This window comes from Enterococcus rotai, from assembly GCF_001465345.1.
Lineage (GTDB): Bacteria > Bacillota > Bacilli > Lactobacillales > Enterococcaceae > Enterococcus_L > Enterococcus_L rotai.
Window position 1 is genome coordinate 925,326 of sequence record NZ_CP013655.1, and the last position, 23,302, is coordinate 948,627.

Annotated in this window: 21 protein-coding genes; 5 read left to right on the plus strand and 16 right to left on the minus strand. The window is 37.0% G+C overall.

Annotated features, from left to right (window positions below; all coding sequences use genetic code 11):
- The first annotated feature begins 258 nt into the window (after window positions 1–258).
- Window positions 259–1,683 carry a DUF1958 domain-containing protein gene (locus ATZ35_RS04385; protein ID WP_208929663.1) on the plus strand — a complete coding sequence of 475 codons (1,425 nt, stop codon included), beginning with the start codon at window positions 259–261 and terminating at the stop codon, window positions 1,681–1,683.
- 364 nt (window positions 1,684–2,047) lie between these two features.
- Here ATZ35_RS04385 and ATZ35_RS04390 read toward each other — a convergent pair whose 3' ends face one another.
- From ATZ35_RS04390 to yfmF, 5 genes are all read right to left on the minus strand, one after another.
- On the minus strand, window positions 2,048–2,710 hold the full coding sequence (locus ATZ35_RS04390; protein WP_208929664.1) for a hypothetical protein: 663 nt from the start codon (window positions 2,708–2,710) through the stop codon (window positions 2,048–2,050).
- Window positions 2,711–2,996: 286 nt separating this feature from the next.
- Complete coding sequence (pgsA, locus tag ATZ35_RS04395; protein ID WP_208930424.1) at window positions 2,997–3,575, minus strand: CDP-diacylglycerol--glycerol-3-phosphate 3-phosphatidyltransferase; 579 nt, start codon at window positions 3,573–3,575, stop codon at window positions 2,997–2,999.
- A gap of 195 nt (window positions 3,576–3,770) precedes the next feature.
- Window positions 3,771–4,712: a helix-turn-helix domain-containing protein gene (locus tag ATZ35_RS04400; protein ID WP_208929665.1), complete on the minus strand. Its 942-nt coding sequence runs from the start codon at window positions 4,710–4,712 to the stop codon at window positions 3,771–3,773.
- 364 nt (window positions 4,713–5,076) lie between these two features.
- Window positions 5,077–6,369 (minus strand): EF-P 5-aminopentanol modification-associated protein YfmH, encoded by a 1,293-nt coding sequence (gene yfmH / locus ATZ35_RS04405; RefSeq protein ID WP_208929666.1) that lies wholly within the window; start codon window positions 6,367–6,369, stop codon window positions 5,077–5,079.
- Window positions 6,362–7,630, minus strand: coding sequence for an EF-P 5-aminopentanol modification-associated protein YfmF (gene yfmF / locus ATZ35_RS04410; protein WP_208930425.1), 1,269 nt, complete (start codon window positions 7,628–7,630; stop codon window positions 6,362–6,364). The genes yfmH and yfmF overlap by 8 nt, the downstream gene beginning before the upstream one ends.
- Window positions 7,631–7,834: 204 nt before the next feature.
- Here yfmF and mscL point away from each other — a divergent pair, with 204 nt between their 5' ends.
- Complete coding sequence (gene mscL / locus ATZ35_RS04415) at window positions 7,835–8,287, plus strand: large conductance mechanosensitive channel protein MscL (RefSeq protein WP_208929667.1); 453 nt, start codon at window positions 7,835–7,837, stop codon at window positions 8,285–8,287.
- A gap of 221 nt (window positions 8,288–8,508) precedes the next feature.
- On the opposite strand, the gene ATZ35_RS04420 is transcribed toward mscL, so the two are convergent.
- The 3 genes from ATZ35_RS04420 to treR are packed head-to-tail and all read right to left on the minus strand — an operon-like array spanning window position 8,509 to window position 10,490.
- On the minus strand, window positions 8,509–8,940 hold the full coding sequence (locus tag ATZ35_RS04420; RefSeq protein WP_208929668.1) for a GNAT family N-acetyltransferase: 432 nt from the start codon (window positions 8,938–8,940) through the stop codon (window positions 8,509–8,511).
- 16 nt (window positions 8,941–8,956) lie between these two features.
- Window positions 8,957–9,742 (minus strand): sulfite exporter TauE/SafE family protein, encoded by a 786-nt coding sequence (locus ATZ35_RS04425; protein ID WP_208929669.1) that lies wholly within the window; start codon window positions 9,740–9,742, stop codon window positions 8,957–8,959.
- A 34-nt stretch (window positions 9,743–9,776) separates the two neighbouring features.
- Complete coding sequence (gene treR, locus ATZ35_RS04430; protein ID WP_208929670.1) at window positions 9,777–10,490, minus strand: trehalose operon repressor; 714 nt, start codon at window positions 10,488–10,490, stop codon at window positions 9,777–9,779.
- Between the two features lie 206 nt (window positions 10,491–10,696).
- On the opposite strand from treR, the gene ATZ35_RS04435 reads away from it, so the two are divergent.
- Both ATZ35_RS04435 and pgmB read left to right on the plus strand, forming a co-directional pair.
- Window positions 10,697–13,405 (plus strand): glycoside hydrolase family 65 protein, encoded by a 2,709-nt coding sequence (locus tag ATZ35_RS04435; RefSeq protein ID WP_208929671.1) that lies wholly within the window; start codon window positions 10,697–10,699, stop codon window positions 13,403–13,405.
- Between the two features lie 21 nt (window positions 13,406–13,426).
- Complete coding sequence (gene pgmB, locus ATZ35_RS04440; RefSeq protein ID WP_208929672.1) at window positions 13,427–14,077, plus strand: beta-phosphoglucomutase; 651 nt, start codon at window positions 13,427–13,429, stop codon at window positions 14,075–14,077.
- Between the two features lie 46 nt (window positions 14,078–14,123).
- Here pgmB and ATZ35_RS04445 read toward each other — a convergent pair whose 3' ends face one another.
- Window positions 14,124–14,642, minus strand: coding sequence for a ClbS/DfsB family four-helix bundle protein (locus ATZ35_RS04445; protein ID WP_208929673.1), 519 nt, complete (start codon window positions 14,640–14,642; stop codon window positions 14,124–14,126).
- A gap of 131 nt (window positions 14,643–14,773) precedes the next feature.
- On the opposite strand from ATZ35_RS04445, the gene ATZ35_RS04450 reads away from it, so the two are divergent.
- The gene (locus ATZ35_RS04450; RefSeq protein ID WP_208929674.1) at window positions 14,774–15,583 is read left to right on the plus strand and encodes a MerR family transcriptional regulator; all 810 of its coding nucleotides are present in this window, start codon (window positions 14,774–14,776) and stop codon (window positions 15,581–15,583) included.
- Between the two features lie 403 nt (window positions 15,584–15,986).
- On the opposite strand, the gene nagA is transcribed toward ATZ35_RS04450, so the two are convergent.
- The 7 genes from nagA to ATZ35_RS04485 all read right to left on the minus strand — a co-directional run bounded on the left by nagA (window position 15,987) and on the right by ATZ35_RS04485 (window position 23,202).
- Window positions 15,987–17,132 (minus strand): N-acetylglucosamine-6-phosphate deacetylase, encoded by a 1,146-nt coding sequence (nagA, locus tag ATZ35_RS04455; RefSeq protein WP_208929675.1) that lies wholly within the window; start codon window positions 17,130–17,132, stop codon window positions 15,987–15,989.
- Window positions 17,129–17,899, minus strand: a complete 771-nt coding sequence (locus tag ATZ35_RS04460) for a DeoR/GlpR family DNA-binding transcription regulator (RefSeq protein ID WP_208929676.1) — start codon at window positions 17,897–17,899, stop codon at window positions 17,129–17,131. The genes nagA and ATZ35_RS04460 overlap by 4 nt, the downstream gene beginning before the upstream one ends.
- A gap of 354 nt (window positions 17,900–18,253) precedes the next feature.
- Window positions 18,254–18,826 (minus strand): hypothetical protein, encoded by a 573-nt coding sequence (locus ATZ35_RS04465; protein WP_208929677.1) that lies wholly within the window; start codon window positions 18,824–18,826, stop codon window positions 18,254–18,256.
- A gap of 141 nt (window positions 18,827–18,967) precedes the next feature.
- The gene (locus tag ATZ35_RS04470) at window positions 18,968–20,398 is read right to left on the minus strand and encodes an amidohydrolase (RefSeq protein WP_208929678.1); all 1,431 of its coding nucleotides are present in this window, start codon (window positions 20,396–20,398) and stop codon (window positions 18,968–18,970) included.
- A gap of 47 nt (window positions 20,399–20,445) precedes the next feature.
- Entirely contained in the window at window positions 20,446–21,321 is an 876-nt protein-coding gene (gene sdaAA / locus ATZ35_RS04475) for an L-serine ammonia-lyase, iron-sulfur-dependent, subunit alpha (protein WP_208929679.1), read from the minus strand.
- Between the two features lie 19 nt (window positions 21,322–21,340).
- Window positions 21,341–22,000 carry an L-serine ammonia-lyase, iron-sulfur-dependent subunit beta gene (gene sdaAB / locus ATZ35_RS04480; RefSeq protein ID WP_208929680.1) on the minus strand — a complete coding sequence of 220 codons (660 nt, stop codon included), beginning with the start codon at window positions 21,998–22,000 and terminating at the stop codon, window positions 21,341–21,343.
- Window positions 22,000–23,202 (minus strand): MFS transporter, encoded by a 1,203-nt coding sequence (locus tag ATZ35_RS04485; RefSeq protein ID WP_208929681.1) that lies wholly within the window; start codon window positions 23,200–23,202, stop codon window positions 22,000–22,002. The genes sdaAB and ATZ35_RS04485 overlap by 1 nt, the downstream gene beginning before the upstream one ends.
- Between the last annotated feature and the right edge of the window lie 100 nt (window positions 23,203–23,302).

The following is a 23,302-nucleotide window of genomic DNA, read 5'->3' on the forward strand; positions in this document are numbered from 1 at the left end:
AACCTAGAAAATCCCACTAGAGTTTTCTAACAAAATCTCTCTTTTCTGACAAAAATTACTAAAATCTGTTAGAATACACTGACTACCTTTCAGAAAATATGAAAGTAGTTATAGAAAATAAATTGGCTATACGCGTCTCCAAAACATTATATCCAATAAAGCCACCCAAAATAAAATCTTAGGAATCATTCAAGGTTAACATGATTAACGTTTATTCGAAAAACCTACACAGTGAGATTAATGACAAAGGATGTTTATATGAAAACAAGAACTATTTTACTGAAAATTTGCTCGTTCATATTAGTTACGGGCTACTTTTCAGGTATCCTAACTGCAACTGACGCTTATGCTGCAGAAGATATTCTAACAATCACCCAAAATGCCGGCTATCAAACAAATGAATTTTATAAGCCCAAAGCTTCGATCGTCATTGAAGCACAAACAGGTCAAGTTCTTTGGGAGGACAATCCTGATTTAAAATGGAACCCAGCTAGTATCGCTAAACTGATGTCTGTTTATCTTGTTTTTGAAGCAATCGAACAAGGTAAATTTACGTTAGATACAACGGTCAAAGCAACAGATAACGACCAAGCGATTTCACAGATTTATGAGTTAAGTAACAATTCAATCGTTTCAGGTATCGCTTATCCCGTTCGCGACCTACTTTATGCAACACTTGTCCAGTCATCAAATGTTGCCACCGTCATGCTAGCGAACCTTGTAACTGCTCATGATGAGGCCAAGTTTATTCATATGATGAATGACAAAGCTAAAGAACTCGGCATGACCAACTCAACCTTTTATAATTGTAGCGGAGCTGAAACTGGCGCTTTTAACGGCTATTATAAACCAGAAGGAATCGACCAAAGTGCAGACAACGTAACCACTGCTCGTGATTTAGCTATTTTATCTTATCATTTATTGAAAAACTATCCGGATACCGTGAAGTATACAAGTCCCGTCCAAATCACGATCATGGAAAATACGCCTTATGCTGAAGTCCTAGAAAACCATAATTATTCCTTGCCAGGTCTTGCTTATGGTTATGAGGGTGCAGATGGTTTGAAAACTGGTTCAAGTCCAACTGGCGGCTTCAACTATGCTGCAACTGCCAAGCGTGAAGATACACGCTTGATTGAAATTGTCTTAGGTGTTGGTGATTGGGAAGATCAAGAAGGTGAGTTACAGCGTCATGCTTTTGGTAACGCAATTTTTGACCAAGCTTTCGCTACTTATGAATACAAACAACTCCTTACTAAAGGGAACAACACGATAAATAAAGAAGAAGTGATTCTAGACCAAGACTTTTATGGTGTAATTCAACGAAATACTACGCCAGCGTTTAAACTAACCGCCGACAAAGTAACGATGGATACAGGTCTTTCTCAAGTTTCTCCAACCATCAAAGCACCAAGTGTTTCATTTAAATATGCCCAAAAATTAAAAGCTCTACAAAATGGGACTTTTCTTAAAAATACTAAGAAGAAGAACAGTTTATCAACCTTTTTCGTTAATGGTTTACTGATTATTTTAGGTCTTTTAGTCATGGCCTTATCCAAATTATTTAAAAAAGAAACGGCCGGAACGACCAAATTCAGCCCTATTTTAGCTTTAGGTATTTTGCTGATTCTTGCAGGAATTGCTTTAAGCACCTATACAATCGTCATCGGTCCTTGGTTTTAATTGAATACTAAAGCAAAACAGCCCCTGCTTGCAGGCGGCTGTTTTTTTGACTCGCCCCCCGCACAACTTTTTGTGGTTAATTCTTTGAGTAAAAAAAGCTTGATTGGACATACAGATAAAGTAAGGTCTTATCAAAAATTACTGCTTTTAAAACAACATTAGCTGAGATTTTAAAAGAAGAAGATCAGTTAGATATTTAAGGACTGAATCGTTCAAAAAGCCAGTCAATCAGAATTGTGGGTGCAATTCTGATTGACTGGCCTTTATTTTTTTACCATCATGACTTGGTAAAAAGTATATTTTTATGAAGTTCACACAAATTTGGGTAAGAAAATTTAGTATTAGTCTTTAGTATTTTGGGTAATTATTTATTTTTCTTTAGTTGTTTGATTTCTTTTTCGATTTGATCGATTTGTTTACCTAAAGCTTTTTGTTCATTTTTGTCGCGAGATACTTTTTTCTTGTTGATCAATTCTTGTTTTTCTTGGATCAATGCATTGATTTTCGCTGCATTGTCTTCCACTGGTGTAGATGGTGTTGTTGTATTGCCTGTTGAACCACTTGTTGAACCATTTTTCAACGCTTGGATTTCACGTTCGATTTCGCCAAGACGAATGCCTAACGCTTTTTGTTCTTGTGGGTCACGGCTAACTTTTTTCTTGTTGATTACTTCTTGTTTTTCTTGGATCAATGCAGCGATTTTTGATGCTGTATCTTCACCTGGAGTTGCTGGTGTTGTTGTGTTGCCAGTTGAACCACCTGTTGAGCCACCTTTTTTCAATGCTTGGATTTCGCGTTCGATTTCGCCGATACGGATGCCTAACGCTTTTTGTTCATTTTTATCGCGAGATACTTTTTTCTTGTTGATCACTTCTTGTTTTTCTTGGATCAATGCGTTGATTTTTGCAGTGTTATCTACAAGTTGAGCCGAGTTCGCATGTACTTGAGTAGCGGTTGCTAAAAATCCTGTTCCTCCGATTGATAAAGCTAAACCAGCAACTACTGCACCTTTTACAAATTTGTTCATTATAAATTCCTCCAATTTTTTTGTTCGAATACTACTGTTCATATAATAATAGTTCCGATACACAAATTATACCCACAGTTCTCTAAAAAGTAAACTATTATTTTATAAATAGTAGTATCAAAATTTTTTATACTTATCGAAATTTATGAAAAAGGGTGATTTATCAAGGGGTACAGCCGCCTATTTTCTCAAAAATATTTTATAGAAAAGAAAAAAAATCTAACTTTTTCACTCATAATCGAGTAGAAAAATTAGATTTTTTCTATAAAATTTGTCTAATTACTCTTTACATTGATCCTTTAAATACATCAGCATTTTTCACAAAATAGTCGACGCCTGAATAAATTGTAAATAGTAAACAAATATAAAGCATAATTTGATCTACAGGAAAACCAATCGCTGCAAACGGAATATTATTGATAAATAATAGAATGATCGCAACCATTTGTGTTGCTGTCTTGACTTTACCTGGCCAAGCTGCGGCCATTACTTCGCCGCCTTCAACTAATAGTAAACGCAAACCAGTAACAGCAAGCTCTCTACATACAATGATTGCCACTACCCAAGTTGGCGCTTTTTGTTGCCCTACTAAAACGATAAATGCTGTCATTACTAGCATTTTATCTGCTAATGGATCGGCGAATTTACCGAAGTTTGTCACTAGCCCTCGTGCACGAGCGATTTTTCCATCTAACCAGTCAGTAAGACTTGCAACTGCGAAAATAATTGCGCCAACTAGTTGAGTGACTGCTAGTGATGTCCCTGCTATGGTTAGTGTGCCCCAGTCCATTGGAATGCTAACAACAGCAATAAAAATCGGGATCATGAATATTCGAATAACGGTTAATTTATTTGGTAAGTTCAATGCCTGTTGCCCCTCTCTTTTCCTACTCATTTTACGTTATCTCATAGAAGGTGTCACGAAAAAAGGTTTTTTCCCCTTATTTAATGTTTAAGTAAATGAAAGAAACTCTCAATAAATAAGTGAGAAAAACACAGGAAATGATCATTCATTGTTCATCACCTATTTTTCTCACTCATTTCTATCTATAAAATCGTTTTATTGCGGTTGTTGTGACTGTGCGGATTGTTCTGGTTGTGATTGTGCATAAGCCAGAGTCATATTGATATTTCTTAGTCCAATTCCTGTATTGTTCGGGTTGAACTCTGCTTTTTGTCCATCTAATTTGAATTCCATATATTCAGAAGCACCTAAGCTAACAACAACTTGCGCCGTTCCTGCTGGAATTTCAACAGATTTAGGTTGTCCAGGCTGAATCGTTTCTTGATAAAAATAGCCGTTATCATTATTAGCGGCTGTTGCAATATAAACACCCACCCAACAAGGTCCCGTCAAAGCATTAAATTCAAGCTTAGCAGGAGAAGCTAAATTAGTCGCATTCATATTCACCGTTGGACCAGACTCACTAACAAAACTGACTTCTGCAGGTGCTTTCGGTTCTGATGAAGAACTTGAGCTTGAAGACTCCGTTGTACTTGATGCAGGAGCTTGGCTTGACGCAGAACTCGATGTTGACTCAGATTCTCTAATGATTTCAGAAGCTGGCGGCTGAATCATCGGGCTTGTTTGCCGATCTTGCCATGTAATATAAAAAACAACAATTGCAATTGCTAATCCAATCAAAGAAAAAATAATCGCAGGCAAACTACGCATAAAACGTTTAGTTTGGCTATTTTCATCGTACATTTGGGTTCTTGATTCATCCAAGGTTTGATATTGAATCGCTGTTTCTATGTCTTCTGGTTCTTCTATTCCATCATAAATCTCTACTAACTCGTTGCCGTCTAATCCAACTGCGCTTGCATATTGACGAATAAACGCACGTACATAAAATGTTCCTGGCATAGAATCAAAATCATTCTCTTCGATGGCTATTAAATAGCGCTTTTGTGTTTTAGTAATTTGCTGCAATTCGTCTAATGACATATTACGTTGCAGTCGTGCATCTCTTAATTTTTTTCCAATATTTACGCTGGCCACTCGTCCATCTTCTCCAGTCTTTCTAATTTATCAGTTTAGCTTGATTGAATCAAGCTGTTATTACAGTAATCATGTTTCTCTCTTAATCTAGTTTTCTTTAGCTATCATTAGTTTATGTAAAACCTTTGAGTAAAAAATAACCGATCTTCTAATAGTCAATTGCTCAAAATGCTGGAAGATTTACTTTACTTAACTTATCTAAGCATACCATAAAAAATTCCCGCTGAGGATAACATTTTTGAAAGTTTGTCACTAAATATCGGACTTTTTTTGATTCTGATAATAGTAGCTTGAGCAAGTCCTGAATCCTTAGCTAAAACTTAGGACTAATCATTCAACTACTTGCTCTCACATACTATTCAATCTACTTTTTAGGATACATAAAAAAGCGGCTTAACCCATCTTGATTAATCAACGTTTGTGCCAAATTTTTCACATCAGATAATTGGACACTTTCAATCACTTCTGGTGTGTCAAACAAGGTTGTTTCTCCATAAAGCGATTGTGAAAATTGATTTGCGATATATTCTAGTGAATTTAACGATTGGAAATATTTTCCAATCATCTTTTTCTTCAATAATGACAAGTTTTCTTCGGTTACTTCCAAACTCTCATTAGCTGTCAATAAAATCTCTTCGATCCGTTCAGCTAACACTTCTGGTTGATCACTATCGCCACCAAAATCCGCAAAGTGGAAACTACGGTCCAAATTAAATTCATAGCCGAAACTATCATCCAATAAGCCTTCGTTATACAAATTCAAGTAATTTTGTGACGTATTGCCAAATAACAATTGGAACAATAAATTAGCTGTTGTTTTATATTTTAGTAATTCTTTTCCATCTGTTGGAACTTCATCCAAGCCTTTTAAACCTACAATGACTTTAGAACGGCTGATGGTCATTTCCAAAGAGCTTTCTTTAATGATATCTGCAGCTGTTTCTTTAGGAAAATGACGTTTGATCGGTTCAGCTTTCGTAAAGGTTTTAGCTGCTTGATTATCACGGATAAAAGTCATCATAGCTTCCGGATCCATCTTGCCGACAACAAATAACGTCATGTTACTAGGGTGGTAGAAGGTATTGTAGCAAGTATACAAATCTTTTGCAGTGATTTCACCAATACTTTCCACCGTTCCCGCAATATCAATATGCAACGGATGTTTTGGATAAAGATTGCCTAGTGTCCCAAAAAATAAGCGCCAGTTAGAATCATCTAAATACATTTGGATCTCTTGTCCGATGATTCCTTTTTCTTTATCTACTGTTTCTTTGGTAAAGTAAGGTTCTTGAACAAAATTAATCAAAGTTTCCAAGTTTTTTTCTACTTGGTCAGTCGTTGAAAATAAGTAGCTTGTCTTCGTAAAACTTGTAAAAGCGTTCGCCGAAGCTCCTTGGCGACCAAATTGTTGGAAAACATCACCATCTTCTTTTTCAAACATTTTATGTTCTAAAAAATGGGCGATCCCATCTGGTACTTTTACGAAATCTTTTTCACCGATCGGCACAAATTCATTGTCGATCGAGCCATAATTAGTCGTAAACAAGCCATACGTTTTGTTGTATTCTGCTTTAGGCAACAAATAAACAGTTAAGCCGTTTTCTAGGACTTCTGTATATAGGACTTCGTTGATTTGCGGATATTCTTTTTTATGCATCGGCTTTTTCTCCTTCCAAAAAGAAAATGGCTTGTAATTGCACTAACTTAGCAACTCGCTGAACATCAGCTAATGTGACAGCTTCCATCCGGCGGATCCATTCATCATCTTTTAAACGAAGGTGCGGAATCAAATCGTTCAAATATTCATTCTCTAAAACAGCTCCCGCATTATCTAAAGACAGTAAATATTGATTTTTCAGCATAGCTTTCGTTTGTTCAATCTCTAAATCAGTCACGTTTCCTTGACGGATATTTTCTAGTTCTACAGAAATCAAGCGTAAAACTTGGTTACGATTTTTGCCGTCAATACCTGTTTGAACACTTAAAAACCCTCGGAAAGTGTCAATACTGCTTGATGCATAATAAGCTAAATTTTCTTTTTCACGGACATTCATAAATAATTTAGAATGAGGGAATCCACCAAACACACCATTGAAGATCTGCAAGGCAAAATAGTTTTCATCCCCATAATACACGTCGGTATGATAGCCTAAGTTTAATTTGGACTGCGCTAACGTTTCTTGTTCTGAACGTTCTTCGATCACATTTCGTGATGGCTGCGTATAGAAAATATCTGCAATACCAGCAGCACGGTCCTCAAATGGTAACTTGCTGAATAATGCTGTAACTTGTGCTTCATCCACATCACCAAGAACAAAAATATCCACTTGATCTTCTTGTAGCATTTGTTGATGATAAGCAGCGATCGTTTCAGCCGTTTCAGCTTCTAAATCAGCAATAATTCCGAAACTCGGGATTTTTTGATCGTCAGAACGACCAAAATATAGATTTTGTAAAGCTAATGAAGAATAGACTTGCTTATCCTCTGAAATACTTTCATAGTAAGCTTTTAAATTTTCTTTCTCCCGTTGAAACGTTTCTGCTTCAAACTTCCCGTCAATAATATTAGGGTAAAATAGGATTTCTTTCACAAAGTCAGCAGCGTCTGCTAAAACATGACTGTTGTCTAAATACTTATCATTGACCAAGTTCATTGAAAGGTTCAACCAGTGTAAATTGCCTTTTTTGTTGACATTGATCCCAAAGCTAGCTCCGTACAATTCAGCTAATTTTTCACTAAGCTTCACTTGATCTGGGTAATTTAAGCTATTTGTTTCCAGTAAACTGGACAAAAGCGTCCGTTTCGTAATCGTTTCTTTATTCAAACGCGTATTAAAACGAACTAAAATACGCACCGTTTTATATTTTTCTGTTGGAACAACATGTAAGTTGACTCCTTGTGCTAATGTGATCGGCATCTTGTCAGCTCCTCTTTGCTCTTCATCATAATAAAGCCTGATATAAAATACAATCATCCGGCCATTTTTAAATGTTTTTTTAAGATTTTCTACATCCATTTAATTATAGCACAGCTCAACTGTCTTTCCTTGTGGTAAGAGTCTTTCATTTCAATTTTTTTTATTTTTTCTGTATACTGGATTTGAGAAAGGGAGGTTAGACTTATGATCAAAGAATTTAAAGAATTTATTATGCGTGGAAATGTGCTTGATTTAGCAGTTGGGGTTGTGATTGGTTCTGCTTTTACAGCGATCGTGACACAAATCGTTAATGGTTTGATTACACCACTCGTTAGCTTAGTCTTCGTATTGACTACTGGAGAAAAAAGCGCAGACGATGCACTCGGTGCATTAGTTTTTCATGTGAAAGGCGTAGCGTTCAACATTGGCGATGTCATTAGTGCACTTATTACATTTTTAATTACCGCTTTTGTTTTGTTCCTGATTGTCAAAGCTGTTAACAAAATGAAGAAAACACCAGAAGCTGCAGAAGAAGAAGAAGTCAGTGGTCCTACAACAGATGACTTATTAGAACAAATCCGTGATTTGTTAGCGGCGCAAAATACTACGAAAGCAACTGGTGTCATGAAAGAAACTACTGAAAACAATAAAGAGTAACGTTGATCAATACAAACAAACTTAACTTTTTCTATAAGTGCTCTCGCATTTTGCGGTTGCAATTGAATTTAAAGGTAAGTTAATTCGCTCGAGTTATCTTTTTATTAGGCGTACTTTGGCTTGGATATTTATATGTAACTGAGTTTAATAATCCACAGTTTTAGTTGCTATTTTAATAAAAAAAGTTGATCTTCATAAAATTGAAAATCAACTTTTTTTATTTAGCTTTTCCTCATATCTACATGAGGGATATTATCTTCTAGGTACACTTCAGAAATCTCTTCAAACCCAAAAGCACCATAAAAATCTGTAAGGTGCGCTTGAGCCCCAATGATTATTGGTCGCTCTGGATAATTATCTTTTATTACTTTTAATGTTTCTTCCAGAAGCTTATTCCCTAATTTTTTCCCACGATAAACTGGATTGATCAATACTCTGCCAAAGGTCACTGTATCACCTTTATCAATGATTCGGGTATAACCAACAATTTCTGATCCTTCTTGTAACCAAGTATGCCATGCTTGTTCATCCGCATCATCCACCTCTTGATAAGGACAATTTTGTTCAACTACAAAAACAGCAATTCTCAGTTTGACTATTTCAAAAAATTCTTTCGTCGTTAGTTCTGTAAACTTTTTCGCGTGATAATCCATCCCGTAACCTCCCTGATTAAACGAATAATTGGATCCCATTCCATAAATTTAATAACAATACTAGTAGAATCACTACTTGGTAAACTTGCGTTACACGTTCAGATGAAATTTTCCCACTGATCAACGCCCCCACAAAACCGCCCACAATAGCCGCAGGTATCACATACAATAAAATCGATAGATCAAAGCGCTCAAAACCAGTAACTTGTGCGATCGTTACTAATTTTGCTGCCTGTGAAAAGAAAATCGTTACGATCGAATAAACAGTGGCTTCTTTGATCGGGATGCCAAAACACAGCATCAATAAAGCCACATTGATCGGTCCGCCACCGATTCCTAATAAAGTGGAAGTAAATCCTAAAAACAACCCAACTATCACATACCAAACAGGGTGTGATAGCTCTAATGACCGTTCATTACCGATTTTTGTATAGAAATAAGCAAACAACAACGTCACAATCGTCAGTATGATTTGAACTAACTGAACATATTTTTCATCAGAAAAGAGCCGCAATAATGACTCAAACACTGTATTTCCTGAAATCCCACCAACTACAGAACCTAAAGATACAAATACCGCAATTGGAATTTGCAACTTCAATCCATTTTTCAGCTGCCTCATCGTTGAAACAATTGACATCGTAAAAACAGCCACACTGGAATAAAAGGAAATCGCTGCCAGCGAATGAAAATGTAGTGTATCCAACACAGGCTTGATGATGACGCCACCGCCCATTCCAGAAATTGCGCCAACCGTATTCGCTAAAATAATGACAATAAAATAAATGATTCCGATATACACAGTTTTTCATCTCCTAGAAATAATCAATTTTTCCTTAAGCTTTTCTTCGTCTAGCAAAATCGACAAATTTAAATTTATCTAATCTATGTCTGGATTCTGTGTATTCAAAACAACGTGTATCTTCTAAACTTACCACACTACGTACAACCACTACATGGGTATCCCCTTGGATGTCCATCAAATTTTGGTCAGCTTCTGTCACAGCTTCGACTGTAATCTCTTTTTGAGCATAGCTGATTGCTAAACCTAAATCGTTTTCAAAATAATCATAAATTGAATCAGCCGCACGCTCTTTAGGCAAGACTTCGATGATTTCTTTTAATAAATAATCGATATCAATAATAACCACTTCTCCATCGATCTCTCGTTGTCTAACTAATCGCCAAACAGCAGCGCCTTTTTTCCAACCTGTCAAACGTGCTAAAGCTTCACTGACCTGCGCTTCTTGTAGTTCCACAACTCTCGTTACACTATGGATTTGCTGTGCACTTTGTAATTCTTTATAGCTGATCACACCAGAAATCGGCAAATCAAACTTACGAACATTCAAAACAATCGAACCTTTGCCTTGTTTCTTTTGAATATAACCAGCATTGATCAGTAAATTTAAGGCTTTACGTATAGTTTCACGCGAAACTGAATATTGTTCAACCAATTGATTTTCACTTGGAAGTAATGTTCCTGGTTGATATTTACCTTCTAAAATCCCTTTTTCAAGCTCTAAAAATATATCATGAAACTTATTCATGTCCATCCCTCCACCCTAGGATACTCAAAGAAAATGATAGCATATTCTCGCCTAAAAAAATAGCATTCTCAATAAGTAAGCATTGAATCCACACCAATTCTTTTTGACCTCAACACTTGTATTTACAAGCAATCCATACTATAATGTAAACGAAAACACAAACATGTCTATACAAGTTGAAATAAATTTTAGTTAGGAGTATTAAAATGAATTTTTTATCCCTTACACTTAAGCCAAACGCTTTACATGTTCAAGCAAAAGATCAGCAGCATTCACTCTTAGAGCAAACACTCGCCTTTTCTGATTTTAAATTTCCCCAAACGGGAGAAGTCCTAGCTGCACAAATCAAAGAAAAATTTCCAACTGTGGCAGGAGCTATTTTTAATGCTATCACTCCTGAATTTTATACTGAAAACAAACAAGTATCATCATTAAATGCTGGCCTTGAGAATCTTACTAAACAGTTTTCAGAATTATTAAATATCCCGATCCTAACAGCCTCACAAGTGAGCCAAGAGACTGATTTAGTCGCAGCATTCAAAAAGAAAGCCGATTATTTAACCTGGAATCTAGATTATTTTGGTTATACACCAGGCAAAGAAGAATATTCTGTTGAATCATTATTGACTATCGGCAATGGTTTTATGGGTTTACGCGGCACAATACCTGAAATGACTCTATCCAAAGACCATTATCCCGCTACTTACGTCGCAGGACTCTATAATGAAGAAACGTCCGAAGTCGCAGGTCAAATCGTTGAAAATGAAGATTTTGTCAACACACCGAATAATCAATATTTTAGTATTCAGGTAGCTGGAACAGATGAATGGCTACATTTAGAAACTGCCACTTTGCACTATTTACATCGAAATTTAGACCTAAAAACAGGTTTGTTCACTTCTCACATGATTATTGAAGACTCACATCAACATCAATTAAAAATTACTGCACAGAAAATTGTCAATATGGCGCAAAAAAATCATTATAGTATCCGCTATTCGATTCAACCATTGAACTTTTCTAAAAAAATCATAGTCAAAACAACAACTGATGGCTCAGTCTACAATTACAACGTAGAACGCTATCGTAATTTAACTGCAAAGCACTTCCACATTACACAGTTACTTGCAGAAAAAAATAAATCAATGATTGAGATCGAAACCAATCAATCAAAAATAAACGTTCGACAAATTGCTACTATTACAGGTGATTTTTTTGATACAGCTGCTATCAAAAATACTATTTGTAAAGAAAGCATCGAGCAAACGATTCCTTTTACTGCCAAAGAAAATAACATCTACACGCTTGAAAAGCATGTTCAGGTCACAGCTTCAATAGCCGAACAAAGTTGGGAAAATCCCCCTTCACTGGTGACTTCTTTTGACAGAGAATTTGCTGAAAGTAAGAGTGCTTGGGAAACCTTATGGAAAAAATCAGATATTCAAATTTCAGAGGATCTAATGTCACAAAAATTATTGCGAATCCACGCCTATCATTTATTAGTCTCTGCCTCTCCGTTTAATAACAATGATTTAGATGTTTCTGTAACAGCTCGTGGCTTGCACGGCGAAGCTTATCGCGGTCATATCTTCTGGGATGAGATTTTTATCTTGCCCTTTTATATCCTTCATTTCCCAGAAACAGCGAAGCAGCTTTTAATGTATCGCTATAACCGGTTAGGGAAAGCGAAAGAAAATGCTCGTGACAATCATTATGAAGGAGCTATGTATCCTTGGCAGTCTGGCTTGGATGGTAGTGAGGATACACAAAAACTACACTTGAATCCGTTAAATGGTGAATGGGGTGAAGATCATAGTGTTCTTCAACGTCACGTCTCATTAGCAATTGCTTACAATGTCTGGATGTACTGGAATAATTCTGGTGATGATTGCTTTATCAAAGAGTATGGTGCAGAAATGTTGTTAGAGATCGCTAATTTCTGGCGTAGTGCAGCAACTTGGGATGAAACAACACAACGGTACTCAATCGCTAACGTCATGGGTCCAGATGAATTTCATGAAGCGTATCCTAACAGCACTGAAAGCGGCTTAAAAAACAACGCTTATACAAACTTGATGGTTGTTTGGTTATTTGAAGAATTGGAAAACATCCTTTCACTATTAAATACGCAAGAAAAAACAGAATTATTTTCTAAAACAGGAATCACGCAAGAAATTTTGAAACAAATGAATGACATTCGCAAACGACTATCGATTGAAGTCAACGATGAAGGCATCATCGCCCAATACGAAGGGTATTTTGATCTAAAAGAAATCGACTGGGAACAAGCGAAAGAAAAGTACGGCAATATTTATCGCATGGATCGTATCTTAAAAGCTGAAGGTCAATCGCCCGATGATTACAAAGTTTCTAAACAAGCAGATACGTTAATGCTGTTTTATAATTTAAATAAAGAAAAAATCGATGAGATATTAGAGGAACTTGGGTACGATTTACCTGAAGATTATCTTGAAAAAAATCTATTATACTATTTAAACAGAACGTCTCATGGTTCAACCTTATCCAGAATCGTCCATGCGCAATTAGCCGAAGAAGTTGCCTTTCATGATCTATCTTGGAAATTGTATCAAGAAGCTTTATACTCTGATTATCAAGATATTCAAGGAGGGACAACAGCTGAAGGGATCCATACTGGTGTAATGGCTGCTACAATTTATGTTACCTTAACGACTTATGCTGGGGTCGATATTAAGAAGCAACAACTAACGATCCAACCTAACTTACCAAAAAAATGGACTGACATGCGCTTTAATCTTGACCACAAAGGGGTTCACTATCAGTTAACTATTTCAAAAAACACCGTTCAAATTTGTTCTTCACAGGACACAACGGTAATGGTTAAAAATCACCCTTACCAATTAACAGCAGATGAAGAAAAAGTGATTACTTATTAACGATCAGACAGGAGCATACACATGAAAAAAGGATTTATTTTTGACTTAGATGGTGTTATTACAGATACTGCAAAATTCCACTATATTGCTTGGAAAAACTTAGCCGCAACATTAGGTATCACGATCGATGAAACCTTCAACGAAACTTTAAAAGGCATCAGCCGAATGGATTCTTTGGATAAAATTTTAGCTTATGGACACAAGGAAAATGCATTTACTACTACAGAGAAAGAAACATTGGCTCAAAAGAAAAACGATGAGTATGTTAAACTTTTGGCCGATCTTTCTGAAGCAGACTTACTGCCAGGTGTTCACGATTTTCTAGTCCAAGCAAAAGAACAGACTATTCCTTGCTCGATTGCATCAGCCTCAAAAAATGCTCCTATGATTTTAGATAAATTAGGTGTTCTTGAGTTCTTCGGACATATTGTTGACCCCGAAACACTGACAAAAGGAAAACCTGATCCGGAAATATTTATCAAGGCTGCTAAAAGTATCGGTGTCGAACCGAAAGATGCTATAGGTTTTGAAGACGCCCAAGCAGGTATTGAAGGAATCAAAGCTGCCGGAATGTATGCAGTTGGACTTTCTGCGACAGAAACTTTAATTGGTGCTGATTTGCAAGTTGCTTCAATGACTGAATTAGATGTAGAACAATTGATTAACCAATAAAAGGAAACAGGAAACGGCGATAAAAACATTCGCTGTTTCCTGTTTTTTATGATGCTGTTAAAACCACTTTTTTCCATTTGCGAATCTTTGTCCGAAAGTTGGTAAATGGTGCCACTGTATTGATATGGACCCATTTATAAACTGGCCACATGGCTTTTGTTGTCGCCCAATTTCGTTGACCTGGCTCAAATAACTCCTCATCAGAAAGTGACTCTAACCATATGTAAAGCTCATTGACAGACTCACTCAGCATGACTCTTTGTTCAGCAATACTATACTGACCATATTTTTCATAGAAAGACTGATACAACCCACCAAGATTATTCCATTTATAACCTGGTGCGGGTGTCTCTACTGTTTTGCCAGCCTGTTCCTCTTTTTCCCATTGCAAAATCAAATTCACCCAACCAAGCTGATAAGATAAATTTTCAGAAGGTGTCTTATCTACCTCTTCAATTCGTTTATCTTTTAACGTTTCAGAGACTTGTTCAAACTCCGCATCATATTTCTCATATCTTTTTTTAATTTCAGCGATCAATTCCTGTTTATTTTTGTATGTACGCATAATTGCACTCCTTTCATGTCATCCTCTGATTCTATTTTAAACCTTACCATAATGTTAAAGTCAAGCATGCAGACGCACATAAAAAATAGTATACTAATAAAAACTGACGCACTCTTTTAAGGAGCAAAACTATGTTTAAAATCAGCGAATTCTCTCAACTAACAAACATCAGTCCACGTATGCTCAGACATTATGACAAACTGGATTTGTTAAAACCCGAGATCGTCCACCAAGACAATAATTATCGTTATTATACAGCAGAACAAATCAATCAAGCGAATCGAATCCTTTCACTTAAAAACGTTGGCATCCCGCTAAAAGAAATCAAAACACTTTTAGAGAATAAGCACGACCAAACAAATTACTTAGCCAATCATCGAAAACGACTTGAAACTGAATTAGCGGAAAAAAAGCTGCAACTTGCTTACCTAAACTGGCTGGAAGAAAAAAAGAAGTCTCCAGAGAAAACAGGAATGAATTATCCCATCGAAACAAAAAAAATGAACGACCTGCTCGTTCTTACTTATCGGCAAAACGTAACTTCTTACTATGAAGAAGAGCAACTTTGGCAACAACTTTTTACTACTATACGAAGTGAGGATCTGTCTACACTAGGTCAATCAATCGCCGTTTTTCATCAGGCTACTTCGAAGAATATTGACATCGAAGTTATGGTTAGTATTCCAGAATCGCTTAAACACATCTATCCAGACACTAAAACCTTCTCTCCAGGATTGATTGCTTCTGTTGTAACAAACGGCTCTTACGCTTCTATGCCGATTATTCATGCCGATATGGACAACTGGCTGAAAGTGAATGAGTACGCACTTTCTGGCAATGTCTTTAACATTTATCACTCTAGCCCTGCAAATGAGGATCGGGAAGAATATTATATTACAGAGGTTTGTTATCCCATCGAAAAACCATTCAACCAACACTAATATTTATCTTTCTTTTTGTTTATATTTTACTATTTTCAGTTTGTAATCAATATATAGTGATAGTTAATATGGATAAACAAATGGAGGAAAATAAACTTGGAATAATGGAATAAAAAGTGGCATGTTGGTCTAATGATACTTCCAGCAGACTTAAGGCATATCTATGGGAGGGATAAAAAATGGTAGAGCAGATTCGACTCGTTTATCAGACATTTATGAACATTCTCTATGTACTATTAGACCCGCTTTTAGCAGGTCTCGTTCTTTATTGTATCCTTTCAATCAATCGACTAAAAAAAGAACTAGCTACATTAAAACATAAAATAAATCAGCTGGATAAAAACGGAGTAAAAGCACATGAGAAACTAATTCTCATGCGCTTTTTTTCTATAAAAATCAGCTACTACTTTACCAGTCCCTTTAAGACTGTTTTGACTACTTTAAATTCTTCATCCAAAAGAATCAAATCAGCATCGTACCCTACCGCAATTTTACCTATTTTCTTCTCTCCTAAAATAACAGCAGGCGTCGTTGCGCCCATTTTAATGGCATCGTCTAACGGAATACCCATTTCTACACTTAGTTTAAGTGCTTCATTCATTGTGACTGTGCTGGATGCTAACGTGCCATCCTTTAAGCGTGCAACGCCCTTTTCAACAGTAACATAATGCCCGCCAAATTCATATGCGCCATCGCCAACACCCATAGCTTGCAAAGCATCTGTAATCAACACCATAGCATCTGCTCCTTTTATTTTGTGTACTAAACGGACAATGCCAGGATGTAAATGAATTCCGTCAACAATTGCTTGAACACTCACACTATCATTTTCAAGTGCTGCAGTAACCACCCCAGGGGCACGATGATGAATCGGCGGCATTGCGTTGAAGCAGTGAGTAATGTGTGTCGCACCATGTTGAAAAGCCGTTTGCGCTTCTTCATAGGTTGCATCAGAGTGAGCAATCGCAATGACAACATTTTTCTTTTTTAAGTAAGTGATCAGTTCCAAACAACCGGGTAACTCTGGTGCCACTGTAACCATTTTGATCAAGTCGCCCGCCCGTTCAAGAATAGTCGCCATTTCGTTTAAATCAGGATTTCTCAAATACTTAGGATCTTGCATCCCTTTTCTTTTCACATTTAAATACGGACCTTCTAAGTGAATCCCTAAAATTTTTGCCCCTGCTTCATGTCCGATCACTTCTTTCGTACGATCGATCATGGTCAACAAGGCTTCTAAAGAAGACGTGACTGAAGTGACTAAAAAGCCTGTACAACCTGTTTCTAAGCATTTTTTCGATACTTCTTGAATACTTTTTGTCGTGCCATCCATCATATCAAAATTATTCGCACCATGAATATGGACATCGATCATACCTGGAATCAATAGCTGACGTTGTCCATCCAACTGTTGCTCTGTGGCTTCTTTAGCAAAGACTTGTTTGTCAGAGAGTTCGATCCTTGCAATTGTTTCATTTTCAATTAGAATATCAACAACTTCTAGGCCTGTTTCATTGCTTATCGTTACATTTTGGATTACTGTTTTCATTTTTTTCCACCCTTTACAAGCATAATTTTGACATCAGCTTCACTTAGCTGCGCGGTGATCGTTTCTGGTAGTGGTTTGTCTGTAATGATCAAATCGATATCTGAGAAATCTAATTTAAAGTTGGATGTATTTCTAACTTTAGAACTGTCGAGCAAAACACACGTCCGTTTGGCATTTTTGATGATAGTTTGTTTTAATTCAATATCTTCTAATTCCGAATAAAATAGTCCCGTTTCATTGATGCCGGATGCGCCAATAAACGCAATGTCAAAGTAGAAATTAGCTAATTGCGTAATGAGCGATGTTCCATGCAGTAAATGAGAGTTAGCATTGAAATAACCTCCAAGCAAATAAACCTCTTGTTGAGCATTTACTTGCGTTGCCGATATCGCATTGTCGATCGAATTTGTAACGATTAGCACATTTTCTTTGGTGAGCTCTTTTGCAATAAATTGCACCGTCGTTGAAACATCTAACCAAATCGTTTGATCTGTCGAAATTTGCTGGACTGCTTCATGAGCAATTAGTTGTTTTTCTTGGCTATTGATCACTAAACGCTTAGAATAATCTTCGATTTTTGTTTTGATAATTGGCAATGTAATACCGCCACGATATCTTTCTGCTAACCCATCATTGACAATCAATAAGATATCTCGGCGAATACTATCTTTAGAGATTTGGAAATAATCGGCTAGTTCAGTTGCATCTAACTTTTCTTTTTCTTGCAGTAACTCTAAAATTTTAGCGATACGTTCTTTTTGATTCATAAGCTACCTCCTAATTTAAAAGCGTAGCGGGCTCGTTCAACTCTGACAGAAAAATAGGAAATTCTAACTGAGGTGCTTTTTGCCTCATTTAGAATTTATCTTTTTTCCGAAGAGTTAGCCCGCGGAGCTAGATAACTTTAAAAGCACAGCGGGCTCGTTCAACTCTGACAGAAAAATAGGAAATTCTAACTGAGGTGCTTTTTGCCTCATTTAGAATTTATCTTTTTTCCGAAGAGTTGGCTCGCAAAGCTGAATAACTTTATTTTGAGTATAGCAAATAAAATCATTTTTGCATATTAACAAGTTTTTCACTGACATTTTTTAAGTTTTTATAAGCGTAAATAAAAAAGACTTCTAAATAGACAGTCTTTTCATCTCTATATTCATTTGACGATCGATCCTATAAAAATTGGGTTGACTGTAAACATACACAAAATCATATTGTCTACCCGTCTGATTTCGATAGATATGTTTTGCGAGTTGCTCGATACTTTTTTCATCTTCCCCAAATACAAAAATAAATAAGTTATTTTCTTGATATAGCTTATAGTTGCCACTTTGCAGTTTTTCCACTTTATTATCGTAAGCTTCGATCAAGTTGAACAATGAGTGCCAATTTGCGATTGAAATAGCGATTGCTTTTTTAGCACTATCTGGTAATGGCAAATTGATTCTAAGGACATCATTTCCATATCTTTCTTTAATACTTTCAAGGATTTGTCCATCATTATGTACATTGATTCCATTAAGATCTAATGCTTTCAAAACACTTTCTTTTAATGATTGAGTAACTTCTACACCAATGTTTTGCTTGGGATTTTGAATATCTGGTTTATCTAAAAGAATTGCTGCTTGGTATTTTTCAGGGTCTGCTTCTCTAAGAATCTCCAGCGCTTTACGTTCATCTGGACGTTCCATTTTCGTCATGTGGTTGCTCCTGTCTGTGACAATTTATAAACACAGTATACTATATTTTGCAATAAAAAATGGCAATGGAACGACAAAAAGATTAAAGAAAAAATACATCCATTGATGAATTTCTCCTCTAATCTATCTAACCAGGTATTTTTATTTTGGCATTACATCAGCCGGAATCGCTGATTGATACTTTTTACCGCCAACAGTGGCAAAGTGTTCTGCTTTTGCTTTTGCAACTAGTTCTGGATTAGTCAACAAGTCATACGCAGTTGTAGCAATCGTTTTACCGGCTGCTAACAATCCTTTATGTGCTACTGATGATTTGCCATTTGCCACCCATTGCCATGAATGAGGCGGTGTTCCTTGAGGTTCACATCCAATCAACACTTGAGCTGTTGGACAAACCCAGCTAACATCACCCACATCTGTAGAACCAGAAGTCGCATCTGTAAAGAACAATGGTGCGATTTGATCCAAGACTGGCATCGTTCCAAGACGTTCGATCTCTTCTTCGCTAGCTGTTGGATTACTTTGTCTCGCTCTAGCTACTAAACCTGCTTTGGTTGCATCATTCAAGCTATCGTAATATCTTTGGCTATATTCTTGATCTTCTTGTGTTAAATTCATATTTCCGAATTCTATTAAGTTTTCATACATAGCAGTTGTTACTGCTTGATTTGGTAAATAGTTGGCACAAGCTGAATCAAATACGATCTCAAGCTCTGTTTCTGTCATTAAAGCTGCACCTTCGGCAATTTTATTCACACGTTTGTAGATTTCTTCTGCTTGTTCTATTTTTGGTGCGCGGATAAAGTAGTATAAGCTTGAAGTTGGCTGAACCACATTGGCAGACTCACCGCCAGCATCCATAAATGCGTAGTGAACACGACCTTCATCAATGATATGTTCACGTAAAAATTGTACGCCAATATTCATCAATTCTGCTGCATCTAATGCGCTGCGGCCTTGTTCAGGAGCGGCTGCTGCATGAGCAGATATCCCTTTAAAGTTATAATAGATTTGATAAACAGCTAAACTACTCAAGCCCCAAGCCATACTTGTATCCATTGGATGCCATGAAAGAGCAACGTCCAAACAATCAAATACGCCATCTCGAGCCATGAACGCTTTACCGTAGCCACTTTCTTCAGCTGGACAACCAAATAATTTAATTGTTCCCGTTAATTTTTCTTGTTCCATCAAATCTTTAACACCGACAGCCCCCGCTAAAGCACCTGTCCCTAATAAATTATGACCACAGCCATGGCCATTGCCCCCGTCATTTTCAGCCTTTTGTTCACCTAGATCAGCGACTTGACTTAGATTTCCTAGCGCATCATATTCTGCTAGAATCCCAATAACAGGATTGCCACTGCCATACGTTGCAACAAAAGAATGTTCCATATTGGCAACGCCTTTCTCAATTGAAAAGCCTTCTTTTTCTAAAATTTCCAAAAAGGGTTTTACAGATTCAGTTGTCGCAAATCTCGTCTCCGGTGTGCCCCAAATCTGATCTGCCGCTGTGATAAATTGGTCTTTCTTTGCATCGATTAATTGTGAAATTTGTTGTTTTGCATCCATTCTTATGTTCTTCCTTTCTTTGTTTTCATTGATTTTTATTATTTTAATTAGCGATCGATTCCAAATAATTCTTTCGCGATGCGTTTCCCTGTTTTAGTTCCTGCTAGCCCGCCAATACCAGTTTCTCGAATATCAGCTGGCATACTGCGACCAACGCGATACATTGTTTCAACTACTTCATCTGCTGGAATTTCACTTACGATCCCTGCCAATGCCATTTCTGCTGCACTGATTGCATTAGAAGTGCCACCAGCATTTCGTTTGATACAGGGGATTTCGACTAAACCTGCAACAGGATCGCAAGCCAACCCAATCAGATTGTTCAACGCAATAGCAAAGGCTTGACTGGCCTGTTCAGGAGTGCCGCCAGCCATTTCGACTAAAGCCGCAGCAGCCATCCCTGAGGCCGAACCGATCTCAGCCTGACAACCACCTTCCGCACCTGAAATCATCGCATTATTAGCTGTCACAAAACCAAAAGCCGCAGCTGTAAATAAAAAGTGCAGCATTTCTTCACGTGTCGAGCCAAATTTCTCACTAAAAGCTAGTAAAACACCAGGAACAACGCCTGCTGAACCTGCTGTGGGCGTGGCACAAATCATCCCCATTGCCGCATTTACTTCATTGGTCGCCACAGCATAACATAACGCTTTAACAAAAATATCATCGGTCAACACATTTTTCTTCTCTATATATGCTTGTAGTTTTTTTGCATCGTAACCTGTTAAACCGGAATGTGAACGAACCCCTTGAATTCCCTTAACACTAGCAGCTTCCATTGTTTCTAAGTTCAACCTCATCTGATTCATGATCTCCGTTCTAGTTCGGCCAGATGTTTCTATTTCCTGAGCGATCATGATTTCAGATATGGTGCACTGATTGTCTTGTGCTCTTTGTACGAGCTCTTCAATTGATTCAAACAAAAAATTCACGTCCTCTATTTTAGCCGGTCGTAGGCATTACTGCTGTTATTCCCGGTATTTCTCTAATTTTTGCTACTAACTTTTGACTGATATCACTAAGTGTTTCAACAAAGAAAACTGTTTCTTTATTTAATTGCTGAACTTCTACAAAAGCAGGACTTTCTAAAGCATCCTCCACACATGGAAGGGCTGACTTTTGATTGATGGTAAAGACTAAGCCATTCCCTTGATCTTGATTCAGCAAAGTGGAATAATGATTGATTTCAGTTAATTGGATACTGCCCCCACCAATTGAAATAGCCGTCAAATTCAATTTTTCTTGTTCATCGATCAGCTCTAAATTGACCGTATTGGCATGCGCTGTTTCCTTGGTGCTAACTAAAAATTCAATCACAACCCCTTGTTTTTCCGCAATTTCGATTGCATCTGGGATACGCTTATCATGGGTTTCAAAGCCTAAAACACCTGCAACAATCGCAACAGCCGTACCATGTCCTTTATACGTTTCAGCAAATGAGCCAAAAAATGTTACGATCAATTTTTTGGGTGTGTGTTTATATAGCTCTCTTGCCATATTTCCGATCCTGACCGCTCCAGCGGTGTGAGAGCTGGAGGGACCGACCATGATTGGACCGATAATATCAAAGGCACTTTTGTATTTAAATTTTTTGTCTGACATTACGCTTCTTTTTTCACTCCTAATACACAAAGTCCGCATAGCAGACTGGCTACTGCCATAAAGCCGAATGCTAACGTAAATGAACCGCCTGCAGCTTTAATCAGTTGTCCTAAAATCATCGGTGCTAAGAAACCGCCTAAGGTTCCACCAGTGTTGATGATACCGATAGAAGAACCAATGATCGATGGATCCATGATTTTGTGTGGCCATGTGAAGATCGCTGTAAAGGCACTAACTGAAACCATACTTACTGCAATCAAACAGATCATTGATAATACTAAATTATTTGAAGCGACAAACGCTGCCACTAGAATCGCTGCTAAGACTGTAGCACTAAGAATAAACATGCGCTCTTTTCCTAAAAACAGTTTAGATAATAATGCCCCTGCAAACATTGTTGCGGCGGTTTGGAAGATAGCATTTACCGCTAGTAAATAACCAATTGTTTTAATATCTAGAGCAAATTTTTGTGCTAAGAAACTTGGTAACCAAGACATATTTCCATATAATAGGAAGTTCAATAACAACATTGCAACAAACAATACCAAGACATTGCGATTGGTGATAACTTGACTAAATTTGATTGCTGGCTTATTGCCTTTTCCAGCATTGGTACTAACAGCTTTACTCGGTACAAAAATTGCAACAAGTACCAACGCTACTGCAAACATTGTCCCCAATGCTAAATACCCATAACGCCAATTGGCATTGATCAAGTTCGTTCCTAAGGTAAAGGCTAAAATTCCACCAATCCCAGATGTTGAAAGAATCAATGATTGAATAAACGTTCTGCGTTCTTGTGGAAAATTATCGGCAATCGATTTTGAACAACTAGGTGGATAACCGCCGTGCCCAAGACCCGCAAAAAAGCGAATGACCATGAATAACATCAAACTACTAACTGCCCCAAATGCGAATGAAAAAATTGAAATAATTGCAAGTGACAACATTAATACTTTTTTGGCACCGATTTTATCCGCTAACCAACCACCAGGTATTTGCATTAGTGAATAGCCTAGGAAGAAGAATGACATGATCATACCTGTTTGTCCGGCATCCAAATGAAACTCTTTGGCGATCGGTAAAACGGCTGTAGAAATCATGCTCTTATCCATGTAAATCATCGAGTACCCAGCCATTAGTGCAAAGATCAACCCAGCACTACTTTTGTTCGTTACTGTTTTTTCAACTTGTGTTTCCATTTTATTCCTCCATTGTTCAAATATAAGAAAACGTTTTCCATGGATTCATTATACGAAACAATTCACAAATAGAAATTACTTTAATTGCTTGATATAGTGT